The sequence below is a fragment of the Pseudomonas sp. NPDC089743 genome, from assembly GCF_044748785.1.
Taxonomy (GTDB): Bacteria; Pseudomonadota; Gammaproteobacteria; order Pseudomonadales; family Pseudomonadaceae; genus Aquipseudomonas; species Aquipseudomonas putida_X.
Genome location: NZ_JBIVGS010000001.1, coordinates 28,456 through 40,860, shown reverse-complemented (window position 1 = coordinate 40,860; position 12,405 = coordinate 28,456). Strand labels below are relative to the sequence as shown.

The window sequence follows — 12,405 nt, the reverse complement described above, 5'->3', positions numbered from 1 at the left end:
TGCCCTGGCGATGCCGGCCCTCGCCAGGAAGCCGGCGCCCACAGGGTGGGCAAGCCGGCCTGCCGGCGATGAAGTCGTCTCAGGCTACCGGCTTGTCTTCCAGCTCCATCCAGCCCGCCAGCACTTTGTAGGCCTCTTCCAGCCCCAGGCGCTTGGGTGCCGAGAACAGTTGGATGGTCACGCCATCCCCCCAACCTTTGCGGATCTCCGACTGCACCTTGAGCAGTGTGTTCTTGCCTGCGCCGTGGGTCAGCTTGTCGGCCTTGGTCAGCAGGATGTGCATCGGCATGCCGCTTGCCCGGGCCCAGTCGAGCATCATCTTGTCGAAGTCGGTCATCGGGTGGCGCACATCCATCATCAGAATGACGCCGCGCAGGCATTCGCGGCTGCCCAGGTAGGCCTCCAGGTGACGCTGCCAATGCTGCTTGAGTGGGATCGGGACTTTTGCATATCCGTAACCGGGCAGGTCGACCAAACGCCGTTCATCGTCCAGACTGAAGAAATTCAACAGCTGGGTGCGCCCTGGGGTTTTCGAGGTTCGCGCCAGGCTGGCATGAGTCAGGGTATTGAGGGCGCTGGATTTGCCGGCGTTGGAGCGGCCGGCGAAAGCCACCTCGTAACCCTGGTCGTCCGGGCATTGTTCGACCTTGGCAGCGCTGAGGGCGAAGGTGGCTTTCTGGCAGAGGCCGAGGATGGGGTTCTTGACTTGCATGGGATATCCGATGTGGGTGTTGCCAAAGCCTAGGCCGGCAAGCGGTGTCGTTTCCGTTTGGATGGCGGAAGTATATAATGCCCCAGTATTTGTGTGCTCATTCTCCCAGCGAAGGAGAACGGGCATGGGGTGTCGAACAATAGCTCGCGCATCAGAACGCAGCGCGTCCCCCAACCCTGTCAGGTCGTTTCGCATGGCGAAATGGCTGCTAGCTGTCGGTATGTTCCTGCCGTTTTTCAGCGCACAGGCTACACAGGATCCCGAGGCGTTGTACAACCGCACGTGTGCGGCCTGTCACGCCGGGCAGTTGCCACAGGCGCCCAGGAAGGGTGACCGGGCAGCTTGGGAGCCAAGGCTGGCGCAAGGCATGGAGGTGCTCACGGCTCATGTGACTCAGGGTTTCAAGGCTATGCCGCCGCGTGGATTGTGCATGGACTGCAGTGCCGAGGACTACCGTTTGGTCATCCTTTGGATGAGCGGCAGTCCCGATACATAACATTTCACCCTTAGCCGTGTTGGATTAGCTGATGAACAAACTAGTCGTGAGTCTGCTGTTGACCATGGGTGTCGCAGGTGCGGCCACTGCTGCAGAACCTATCATAGGCGATGCCGCCGCCGGCCAGGCCAAGACCGCCATCTGTGGTGCCTGCCACAACCCCGACGGCAATAGCCTGGCGCCCAACTTCCCCAAACTGGCTGGCCAGGGCCAGCGCTATCTCGAAAAACAGTTGCATGACATAAAGTCCGGCAAGCGTACCGTGCTGGAGATGACCGGCATGCTGGCCAACTTCAACGATCAGGACCTGGCCGACATCGCCGCCTACTTCGCCAGCCAGAAAGGCAGCGTCGGCGCTGCCGACCCCAAATTGGTCGAGCGTGGCCGGGCGCTGTTCAATGGCGGCGATCTGGAAAAAGGCATGCCTGCCTGCACCGGTTGCCACTCCCCCAATGGCGCAGGCATCGCGCTGGCCGGCTTCCCGCACCTGAGTGGCCAGCATTCGCAATACGTGACCAAGCAGCTCACCGACTTCCGCGAGGGCAACCGCACCAATGATGGTGATGCCATGACCATGCGGACCATAGCCGGCAAGCTGAGCAACCATGATATCGAAGCGTTGGCCAGTTATATCCAGGGCCTCCACTGAGATAGCTGCGCATTAACATTCGGTTAATGCTGCAACGCTAAAGATGAAAGGGCGGCGCGGACCGCCCTTTTTTCGGTCCGCAGCCGGTACACTACAGAACTCGGGCCCGTCCCGACCTGTCTCAATACAGGTCGTGTAGAGGCGACCAAAGACTGCTCAGGAGTAAAGCATGCGTAAACTGATTCTCAGCGCTGCGCTGGTCGCCGCCAGCGTATTCGGTATGTCTGCCGTTCAGGCTGCGGAGCCTGCCACAGCCGGCAAGGAATACCTCGAGCTGAGCAACCCTATTCCGGTGTCCGTTCCCGGCAAGATCGAAGTGGTCGAGCTGTTCTGGTACGGTTGCCCTCATTGCTACCACTTCGAGCCGGTGATCAACCCTTGGGTTGAAAAACTGCCGAAGGACGTTAACTTCAAACGCGTGCCGGCGATGTTCGGCGGGCCATGGGATGCCCACGGCCAGATGTTCCTGACCCTCGAAGCCATGGGCGTGGAGCACAAGGTTCACGCTGCGGTGTTCGATGCCATCCAGAACCAGCACAAGCGCCTGACCGATCCCGACGACATGGCTGACTTCCTCGCCACCCAAGGCGTCGACAAGGATAAATTCCTCGCCACCTTCAACTCGTTCGCCATCAAGGGCCAGGTCAAACAGGCCAAGGAACTGGCGAAAAAGTACGAAATCACTGGCGTACCTAGCATGGTGGTGAACGGCAAATACCGTTTTGACCTCGGCACCGCTAAAGGCCCGGAAGGCGTGCTGAATGTCGCCGACCAGCTGATCGACAAGGAGCGCGCCGCTAAGTAAGCGGCGAAGCCATGCCCCGGTTCAGAACCGCGCGTGGTGTTGGCCTGCACCAGCCGCAGGTCAACGAGCATCATCTGCAGGCCAATGGCCTGCCGGAAGATGGTCGCCTGCGGCTGCTCAGCTTCAATATCCAGGTCGGCATCAGTACCGAGCGCTATCGGCATTACCTGACCCGTAGCTGGCAGCACCTGCTGCCGCACACCGGGCGCGCCGGCAATCTGCAGAAAATCGGCGACCTGCTCAACGATTTCGACCTGGTGGCTTTGCAGGAGGTCGATGGCGGCAGCCTTCGGTCCGGTTACGTCAACCAGGTGGAGCACCTGGCCCAGTTGGGGGGCTTCCCTTACTGGTACCAACAGCTCAACCGTAACCTTGGGCATTTCGCCCAGCACAGCAATGGCGTACTCAGCCGCCTCAAGCCGCACCTGTTGGAAGATCATCCTCTGCCCGGCCCCTCCGGCCGCGGTGCGATCCTGGTGCGCTTCGGTGAAGGCGAGGACGCCCTGATCGTGGTCATGATGCATCTTGCGCTGGGTGCCAAGACCCGCGCTCGCCAACTCGCTTACATCCGTGAACTGATCGGTGGATACCGTCACCAGGTTCTGATGGGCGACATGAACACCCATGCCAATGACTTGCTCGACCATTCCCCCCTGCGTGATCTGGGCCTGATCGCCCCGCAGGTCGAAGCGACCTTTCCCAGCTGGCGCCCGCAGCGTTGCCTGGACCACATCCTGCTCAGCCCGAGCCTGACCCTGGAGCGGGTCGAGGTACTGGCCCAGCCTATTTCCGACCATCTCCCGGTCGCCGTAGAGATCCGATTGCCTGATGCATTGACTGTGGATACGCTTCCGGTCCTGAGCTAGATCAGCAAAAGGCCATGGAGCATTCAAGAGTTCCCGCCGTGCGCCGACAGCGTGTAACCACAGCCCACCGATGCATCACCCGTTGCGGATCCAGGCATGACCGAAGAAGCCGAGCGCTGGAAAGAAAAATACCTTAAAAGCATCGAACAGCAGGAGAAGCTGGAGCGGCGATGGGCCGCGCGGCTTGACCTGCTGCGTCGAGGCCTGGTGCGCAGTACCTTGGCCGCTGAAGGCAGCGACAAGGCAGTGGACCAGTGCATGAAGGAAATGCGTGAGGTCATTCGCCGCGACGACATGGATGCCGGCCTTGCCGGGTTGATCCCGCGTCTTGAAAAGGCCGTGCTCGACTCCGAGCAGCGCCGCGAAACCCGCATGAACCAGGTCAGCGATGCCCTGACTGCGCTTGTGACGCAGCTGCAAGGCCTGCCGTTGTCGGGTGACGTGACGCGGTCGCTCAAGAAACTGGCGAAGAAACTCGACGGCGGCGTCAGCCAGTCGCGCGAGCTGCCGCCGCTGCTCGCAGAGCTGAGCGGTTTGCAGGGGAGGGCGCTGTCCTCTTTGGACAGGCCGGACGAGGAGGCCAGGCCGGGCTTTTTGCAACGTTTGTTCGGCAACCGCGAAAGCGAACCGGGGAGTGGCAGCGCTGTGGAGCCGGCGGCCCCTTCTGCGATCGCTGAGCCTGAACTGCAGCCATTGCCGGACGGGCCGGTCCTGGTGGATCTGCCACCCCGGGATATCGACGAGCTGCAGCCGCTGGCAGCGCCTGAGGTTGATAACCCCGAACCTGTGGTGCCTGCAACGCCTGATGCCGCGCCGCCCGCCCCAAGCGAACCTGAGCCGCCGGCACCGGCGCCAGCCCGGGACGCTGTCGCACCCGACTGCGCTGAGGAGCCGCAGCGCCCCGAAGGCGTTCGGGCCGAGCTGCCACTGCAGGCCGATGAGCCACAAGCGCTGAAACCCCTGGAAGAAACCTTCGGCGAAGACGGGCCCTATTCGCTCCCTGACGCAGTCGAGCCGCCCTACAGCCAGGTTGCCGCGCATATCGAGCAAACCCTGATCGGCCTGCTCGATGACCTCAGCCTGCCGGAACGCCACAAAGCCCAGGCACTGCAAATGCGCGAGCGCGTGGCGCGGGGGCTGAACTGGTACGAGCTGATCCCGGTGCTCGATGACCTGGCGGTGCTCATGCTGGCGATCACCGACAGCGGGCAGCACGAATTCGAGACGTACCTGCAGCAGCTCAATGAGCGCCTGGAAAGCTTCCAGAGCCACCTTCATGAAGCCAGTGCCGGTCATGCCGACAACAGTTCTGCTGCTCGCGAACTGGACAGCCAGCTGCGTGAGCAGGTCGATGGCCTGCAAAGCAGCGTGCAAGGGGCAGTCGATGTGGACAGCCTCAAGCACATTCTCGAGAACCGCCTGGAAGGGCTGCTGGGCACGATGGATGAGCATCAGCATGAGCGTGACCGTCGCGAACAGGAGCTCGCCGGGCGACTACAGGGCTTGGCCGAGCGCGTCGCCAACATGGAGCAAGAGGCCCTCGGCTACCGCGAACACCTTGAGGAACAGCGGCAGAAGGCATTGATCGACCCGCTGACCGGGCTGCCCAATCGTGCGGCCTGGAGCGAGCAGGTAGAGCGCGAAATGCAGGCCTGGCAGGAGAACGGCGGCCATTTGGCGATGGCGATCCTGGACTTGGACCACTTCAAGCGCATCAATGACAGCTATGGCCATCTGGCGGGTGACAAGGTGCTGAAGATCGTCGCTGACCAGTTGCGCAAGCGCCTGCGTCCGCGCGATTTCATCGCCCGGTTTGGCGGCGAGGAGTTCGTACTGTTACTGGCGCAGACCTCACCCACCGTCGCTGCCCAAGTGGCCGAGGTGCTGCGTGCCGCGATCGAAGCGTGTCCGTTCCATTTCAAGGGCGAACGGGTGGTGATCACCGCCTCCATCGGTTTGAGCGCATTCCGCTCGGGTGAGCGCGGTGATCAGGTGCTCAAGCGTGCGGATACGGCGCTGTACCGGGCCAAGGACCTGGGCCGTAATCGGGTGGAACAAAGCTGAGCGGGTGAGACGGGGGCGCATACGTTATGCTAGAGCGTCACTGGCTAACCACCCTGGCTTCTTCCATGAAAGCGTTGTTCACTGCATTTTTGCTAATCGTTCTGGCCGGTTGTTCGACCGGCCTGCGTATCGACCGCAGCCACCCCTCGGCCAACCAGGACAACCGCATCCAGTTCGTCGTGCTGCATTACACCAACGCCTCGCTGGAGCGCTCGCTGGCGCTGCTGACCCACGGCGAGGTCAGCAGCCACTACCTGATCGGAGACGGCCCGGCCACGGTGTATCAACTGGTCGATGAAAGCCGTCGTGCCTGGCATGCCGGGGACAGCCAATGGCAGGGGCGAACCTGGCTGAATTCGAGCTCGATCGGTATCGAGATCGTCAACCCAGGCTTCGACACCACGCCCAACGGGCGAGTCTGGTACCCCTACAGCGAAGCGCAAATTCAGTCTCTGATCGCGCTGCTCAAGGACATCGTCAAACGTAACAACATCGACCCTAGCCATATCGTTGGCCACAGTGATATCGCACCCTTGCGCAAACTGGACCCGGGGCCGCTGTTCCCCTGGAAGCGTCTGGCCGATGCGGGGCTTGGGGTATGGCCAGAGCCTGGCGCCGTGGCGCGCCAGCAGGCGTATTTCAACGTCAATCCGCCGAGCATAGGTTGGTACCAGCAAGAGCTGGCACGCTTCGGCTACGCCATTGAACAGACCGGGCAGCTCGATGTCGCTACCCGCCATGTCATTGCGGCGTTCCAGATGCGTTTCCGGCCACAGCGCTTCGACGGCCTGCCCGATGCGCAGACAGCCGCAATGCTTCACGTGCTCAACCGCAAGCGCTGAACCTTCGCGCCCTGGGCTCCGCCAAACGGCCAAGCCAATACGCCATTCAGTTGCTATACCCTGTATATCAACTGGATGCTGCCCATGTCGGCTCTGATAACTGCGTTGCGCCAATTTTTTTACCGTCCCTGGATGCTGGCCTCTTTGGCAGCGTTGGCCAGCGCCGCTGTGTTGCTGACTGCCAGTATCGGTATTGCGCTGCAGCAGATGAAGCAGAGCGAGAGTGCGCAGATGAATGCTCAGGGCGAGCGTTTTCTTGACCGCCTCGAGCAGGTTTTCGGCCAATTGCGTGAGGGGGTCGATGACCTGCAGGCGCAGCCATTGCGCGGATGCAACCCGGCGATGTTGGCGTTGTTGCAGCAGGTTGGGCTGGGCTCGCGTTTCATTTATGAGGCAGCGTATGTAGACGTCAACGTCGCCTGCTCCAACCGCGGCGGGGCACGCGCTTTCGTGCCCACGCGGGCCCCGGACATCCAGGGCCCGACTTATAGCTATTGGCTCAACACCACTACCGAACCCAACGAGAACCTTGCCGCGTTGATGCTGGCACGCGGCAATTTCCTGGTCTCTACCTCGCGCGGGCACTTGACCGACGTGGTTGACCTGCCGCCCGGCGGTAGCCTGTTGGTGGTGCTGGACAATGGCACCAGAGCGATACCCGTACTGGGCCCGCCACAAGTCTGGCCGCCAGCTGAGCATTGGCCGCCACCCAGCGGCAATTCGTTGTTCGAACTGCACGACCGCCTTGTCTATCGCATGCTGACCAAATCGCCCGATTACCAGCTTGTGCTGATCGCACCGCGTGCCAGCCTGCCACTGAGGATGAACGGCATGCTCTGGTTGCTGTTCCCCGGTAGTGTTCTGGCTGCCTGTTGTATCGGCTGGCTGGTGCTGCAACTGATCCTGCAGCGGCGCTCCATGAGTTCCGAGCTGCAGAACGCGCTGCGCCGTGGTGAACTGCAGGTGCTTTATCAGCCGATCATCGAACTCGACAGCCGGCGCTGCGTTGGCGCTGAGGCGCTGGTGCGCTGGCGGCGCCCGGACGGGACCCTGACCAGCCCGGACCTGTTCATTCCGCTGGCCGAAAATACCGGGCAGATTCGCCAGATCACCGATTTCGTGCTGCAACGGGTACTGGAGCAACTTGGCCAGTTGCTGCGTTCGCACCGCAACCTTTATATCTCGGTGAACCTGGCCGCCTGTGATGTGATGGTCCCGCGCATTGGCCGGGTGGCGGCGCGGTTGCTGGCACTGCACCGGGTGGCTGCCAGCCAGATCGCCTTCGAGGTTACCGAACGGGGGCTGATCGATGTGGTGGTGGCCCGTGACAACCTGCAAGCGCTTCGTGCGGTGGGGCATCAGGTGTTGATCGATGACTTCGGCACGGGCTACTGCAGCCTGGCTTATCTGCAGACCTTACCGGTGGACTGCCTGAAGATCGACAAGGCTTTCATCGACGCGCTTGGGCATGATGCTGCCAGCAGCGGTGTGGCGCCTCATATCATCCGCATGGCCCATGACCTGCATCTGCGGGTGATAGCCGAAGGCATAGAGTGCGAGGCCCAGGCGGTGCTGCTCAACAGTGAAGGTGTCAACTATGGCCAGGGCTGGCTGTTCGCCCATCCGCTCAATGCCCGGCAGTTCGTCGAGCTGGTGACGCGAGGGCGGCAGGTCCGAAGGCCGCGGCTGGACGATGAACCTTGAGCGAACGTGCAAGGGCCGGCAAGGCGTTGCCCCCAACGACCTTCAGGTGGAAAATCAGACCGGAAGGGCCATGTAGAACTGCGTCCCCTGCCCAGGCCGGGAGAAGACGCCCATGCGGCCGCCGTGCAATTGCACGATTTCCTTGCACAATGCCAGCCCCAGCCCGGCCCCGCCCTTCTTGCGCCCAACCTGCACAAAGGGTTCGAAAATGCGCCCCTGCTGTCCGTAGGCAATGCCTTCGCCATTGTCCTCCACGCTGATGATGACGCGTTCCGCGTGGCGTCGCGCATGGAGACGGATTCGCCCGCCGCTGCCGGTATGCCGAATGGCGTTGTGCAGCAGGTTGTCGAGCACACGATCCAGTTGGGCGATGTCGGCCTGGATACGAGGCAGCGGTGGCTCCAGTGCCTTGATCAGTTCGATCTGCTTGACTGATGCCTGCTCGCTGAACCGTACCTGGGCACGTTCGAGCAGTTCGTCGATGGCGCAGGGGGCGAGTTCGAGTTTTTGCAGGCCGCTCTGGTAGCGAGAGAAATTCAACAGGTCGTTGATCAGCTGAGTCAGGCGTTGCATTTCCTCGCTGATGGTCTCCATCAGGTCATTCTCACGCGCCTGCGGTGGAAACTTCACGCGTTCTCGCAGCAAGCCGAAGGCCATGTGCATGCCGGTGACCGGCGTACGCAGTTCATGTGAGGCGCGCAGCACGAATTCGCTACGCACACGTTCGAACGCGCGCTGCTCGGTCACATCGTGCAGCACCATCACGGCGCCGAGGATCGGCCCTTGCGGGTGGCTGACCGGGGTCAGGCTGTAGGACAGCAAGCGTAACTCGTCATCGACCTCTATGCTCAGGTCCTCAGGGGGACGGTCCAGGCTGCCGCCGCGCAGCACCTGACGCAGCTGTTGCTCCAGCTCTGGGCGCTGCAGCGCTTCTGCCAAAGGGCTGCCCAGGCGGTTGTTGCTCCAGCCGAGCTGGCGCTGGGCGACTGGGTTGATATGCTCCAGGTCGCCTTGGCGGTCTATGATCAGCAAGCCATCGTCGATGCTGTCGAGCACAGCCTGCAAGCGTTGTTGGCCAGCCAGCAGTTCATCGACATTGGTCTCCTGGTGCTTGCGCAACGCCTCTGCCATCAGGCCGAAGCGGCGGGTGAGCTGGTTGATTTCTATGGCTTGGCTGACGGGTAAGGTGACATCGAAGTTACCTTGGCCAAGTTGATCTGCGGCCTTGGCCAGGGCTTCGATGGGTTGCCCAAAGCGGCGGGCGATGTTGTGTGCGGTAACGAAGCCGAGCATCAGCACAACCAAGCCCGTAAGGCCAAGTACACCACTGACCAGCAGAGCGCGGTCGCGAGACATCTGTTCGCTGCGGGTGATGTAATCGATGGCAAGCTTGTGCGAATCGATCAGGTCGGTGCGCACCTGGTTGAACGCGGCGCCCAGTGGCTGGTCGGCACCCATGCTGTTTGCCGGGGCAGGGCTTTGACGATAAGCACTCAGGAAGGCCTGGTAGTTGCTGCTGGCCTTGCTGAAGCCGGTACGTTCACCACCTTGTGCGAGCCCTTCGTCAAGCAGGTCCTGGAAATTGTCTTGCAAAGCTCGCAGGCGTTGGGGCGAAGTTTGCGCATCGAGGATCAGCATCAGCTGCTCGCCCAGGTTCTGCCGTAGCTTCAAGCCTATTTCCAGAACATGGGTGGTATTGTGCACCGACGCTTGCTGGGCGGCGGTCATTTGCAAGACGCTGACCAAACCCAGCATCAGGCCCAGCAGAGCGACTGTTATCAGTGCTGAAATGCTGAGGAAGAGCCGCGTACGCAGCTTCATCGGCCATCTCATAGGTTGTACTGCTTACGCTTGCGGTACAGGGTCGAGGCATCGATACCCAAGGTCTTGGCGGCCTGGTCCAGTGTGTCACTGGCTGCCAGCACGGCGCCTATGTGGGCACGCTCCAGTTCATCCAGGCTCAGCGCCGCACCTACACGGGGAGCGTTGCTTGTCGGTTGCTCGCCCATACCCAAGTGGACGATTTCCACGCGCTCCTGGGGGCAGATGATGCTGGCGCGTTCGACCACGTTGCGCAGTTCGCGAATATTGCCCGGCCAGCGGTAATTGAGCAGTGCGGCGCGGGCTTCGTCGCTGAAGCCGCGCGCAGGTCGCGCGTAATCCTTGACGAACCGGGCGAGGAAGCGATCCGCCAGGGTAAGGATGTCCTCACTGCGCTCGCGCAGGGGCGGCAGGTGCAAGGTGATGACGTTCAGGCGGTAGAGCAAGTCCTCACGGAAGCGGCCTTCGCGGACCATCTCTTCCAGGTTCAGGTTGGTCGCCGCGAGGATGCGCACATCGGCGCGCCGGGTGACAGGGTCGCCCACCCGCTCATACTCTTTATCCTGGATGAAACGCAGCAATTTGGGTTGCAATGTCAGTGGGAAATCGCCGATCTCGTCGAGGAAAAGCGTGCCACCATCGGCCTGGTTGACGCGGCCCAGCGTGCTTTCACTGGCGCCCGTGAACGCGCCGCGGGTGTGGCCGAACAGTTCGCTCTCCATCAGCTCGGCGTTCAGCGACGGGCAGTTGATGGTCACGCAGGCCTTGCGTGTCCGCTTGCTCCAGCTATGAATGGCGCGAGCCAGTTCGCCCTTGCCGGTGCCCGATTCGCCAAGGATGAGGATGTTGGCATCGGTGGTCGCCACCTGGCGTGCGGTCTCCAGCACGGCCATCATTGCCGGGCTGTGCGAGTCCAGGCCGTCCTTGGGCTTTCGTATTTCACCTTCGAGCGCCTCCAGGCGTGCCGACAACTGGCGGACTTCCAGCTGCTTGGCAGTGGCCAGGCGCAACTGGTCGGGGCTGCAGGGTTTTACCAGGTAGTCGGCGGCACCGGCCTGGATCGCGTCGACCGCAGTGTCGATGGCCGAATGCGCCGTGACGATCACCACCCGCATCCACGGTGCCTGAATGCGCATCTGTGCCAGGACATCCAGCCCGTTGTCTTCACCCAGGCGCAGGTCGAGGAAGCACAGGTCGAACACCTGGCGTTGGAGCAAGGCTTCGGCCTGCGCGGCACTGTTGGCCGTGGCCACGCTGTAGCCCTCATCTTCGAGGCAGTAGCGGAAGGTACGCAGGATCGCGGACTCGTCATCCACGAGCAGAATACGGCCTTGGTTGTCCTGGGCTGATTCCATTTCCAGCGCTCCTTTGGGAAAGATCTTCATTTAGTGTGGGAAAAATCGGGCAAGTTGCATGGTCAATTCTGAAGGATTCTGTCCTATGCATGCTAGCCAATGGCCGAAGAATGCCGTGAACCCGCGTATCTCAATGATTGCCTTAGAGCATTGCGGTGGCACATTGGTTGCGATGATCCGTGGATTTAGCCTACAGAAGGAGTGCAGTCATGTCCTTTACCACTCGAACGGCTGTGTTGGCAGCCAGCCTGTTATCCATTTGCGGCCCAGCGTTCGCTGATCCGCTTCAGGACGCGCGCCTGGAGGGCTCGTTGCAGACGGCGCTGGCGCTCAATCGCATGCTCAACCCGTTTCGCATCGAAGTCGAGGTGGATGGAAAGCGGGCACGCCTGACAGGGGAGGTCGAGAATGAGGTCGAGCGTCAGCTGGCCGAACACGTCGCCCAGGCCACTCGGGGCATCGAACAGATAGACAACCAGTTGCAGGTCAACCCCGGTCTGGTAGAGCGCCCGCTCGAATTGAGGGCTTACGCTCAGCGTCTTGAGGATGCCACATTGGCTGCCGTCATCCGTGCGCGGCTGTTGTGGAGCCGTACGACAGAGAAGGCGCCTATCGAGGTGCAGAGCAGTGAGGGTGTGATTACCCTGCGCGGCAAGGTCGACAGCGCTGAAGCCAAGGACCTGGCCGGTGTGATAGCGCGTACCACGGACGGTGTGTACCTGGTCAACAACCTGGTCAGTCTGGATTCGGCTGCCATGGCCCAGGCTCGCGAAACGCCTGTGGGCGTGTCCACTGCGCCGCAGCCAACGGACAGTTGGGTGATCGACAAGATCCAGACCAGCTTGCGCTTCAGCCGCAATCTTGATGGGCTGAACATCCGGGTAGCCAGTGATCAAGGCATGGTGCGGCTGTCCGGTGAGGTGGTCGGCAGCGAGCAGAAAACCATCGCTGTCGAGATCGCGCGCCAGATCATTGGAGTGCGGGGGGTGGACGCCGATCTGCTGAAGGTGGCCACCAAGGTTGAAGGATGAATCGTGCAATACGCACGACCCCACGGCGGGCATCGTGCAGGATACGTCCTCAAGCTCAAG

The 12,405-nt window shown here is 61.7% G+C and carries 11 protein-coding genes; 8 read left to right on the top strand and 3 right to left on the bottom strand.

Annotated features, from left to right (window positions below):
- Positions 1–79 precede the first annotated feature (79 nt).
- Complete coding sequence (gene yihA, locus ACIPZC_RS00195; protein WP_012316856.1) at positions 80–712, bottom strand: ribosome biogenesis GTP-binding protein YihA/YsxC; 633 nt, start codon at positions 710–712, stop codon at positions 80–82.
- 193 nt (positions 713–905) lie between these two features.
- Between yihA and ACIPZC_RS00190 the strand changes: the two genes are divergently transcribed.
- The 7 genes from ACIPZC_RS00190 (at position 906) to ACIPZC_RS00160 (ending at position 8,138) form a co-directional block, all read left to right on the top strand.
- The gene (locus tag ACIPZC_RS00190; protein WP_241806799.1) at positions 906–1,208 is read left to right on the top strand and encodes a cytochrome c5 family protein; all 303 of its coding nucleotides are present in this window, start codon (positions 906–908) and stop codon (positions 1,206–1,208) included.
- A gap of 31 nt (positions 1,209–1,239) precedes the next feature.
- Positions 1,240–1,857: a c-type cytochrome gene (locus ACIPZC_RS00185; protein WP_400623954.1), complete on the top strand. Its 618-nt coding sequence runs from the start codon at positions 1,240–1,242 to the stop codon at positions 1,855–1,857.
- Positions 1,858–2,026: 169 nt separating this feature from the next.
- On the top strand, positions 2,027–2,662 hold the full coding sequence (gene dsbA / locus ACIPZC_RS00180) for a thiol:disulfide interchange protein DsbA (protein WP_400623952.1): 636 nt from the start codon (positions 2,027–2,029) through the stop codon (positions 2,660–2,662).
- A gap of 11 nt (positions 2,663–2,673) precedes the next feature.
- On the top strand, positions 2,674–3,528 hold the full coding sequence (locus ACIPZC_RS00175; RefSeq protein WP_241806795.1) for an endonuclease/exonuclease/phosphatase family protein: 855 nt from the start codon (positions 2,674–2,676) through the stop codon (positions 3,526–3,528).
- Positions 3,529–3,624: 96 nt separating this feature from the next.
- On the top strand, positions 3,625–5,592 hold the full coding sequence (locus tag ACIPZC_RS00170) for a GGDEF domain-containing protein (protein WP_400623948.1): 1,968 nt from the start codon (positions 3,625–3,627) through the stop codon (positions 5,590–5,592).
- Positions 5,593–5,657: 65 nt separating this feature from the next.
- Positions 5,658–6,434 carry an N-acetylmuramoyl-L-alanine amidase gene (locus ACIPZC_RS00165; RefSeq protein ID WP_241806793.1) on the top strand — a complete coding sequence of 259 codons (777 nt, stop codon included), beginning with the start codon at positions 5,658–5,660 and terminating at the stop codon, positions 6,432–6,434.
- Between the two features lie 84 nt (positions 6,435–6,518).
- Positions 6,519–8,138 (top strand): EAL domain-containing protein, encoded by a 1,620-nt coding sequence (locus ACIPZC_RS00160; RefSeq protein ID WP_241806791.1) that lies wholly within the window; start codon positions 6,519–6,521, stop codon positions 8,136–8,138.
- 54 nt (positions 8,139–8,192) lie between these two features.
- Here ACIPZC_RS00160 and ACIPZC_RS00155 read toward each other — a convergent pair whose 3' ends face one another.
- Together ACIPZC_RS00155 and algB are read right to left on the bottom strand one after the other, a co-directional pair.
- Positions 8,193–9,971: a KinB sensor domain-containing domain gene (locus tag ACIPZC_RS00155; RefSeq protein ID WP_400623944.1), complete on the bottom strand. Its 1,779-nt coding sequence runs from the start codon at positions 9,969–9,971 to the stop codon at positions 8,193–8,195.
- Positions 9,968–11,314, bottom strand: a complete 1,347-nt coding sequence (algB, locus tag ACIPZC_RS00150) for a sigma-54-dependent response regulator transcription factor AlgB (protein WP_400623941.1) — start codon at positions 11,312–11,314, stop codon at positions 9,968–9,970. The genes ACIPZC_RS00155 and algB overlap by 4 nt, the downstream gene beginning before the upstream one ends.
- 209 nt (positions 11,315–11,523) lie before the next feature.
- Here algB and ACIPZC_RS00145 point away from each other — a divergent pair, with 209 nt between their 5' ends.
- A complete protein-coding gene (locus ACIPZC_RS00145) occupies positions 11,524–12,345 on the top strand; it encodes a BON domain-containing protein (RefSeq protein ID WP_400623938.1) in 822 nt (273 codons plus the stop codon).
- The last annotated feature ends 60 nt before the right edge of the window (positions 12,346–12,405 follow it).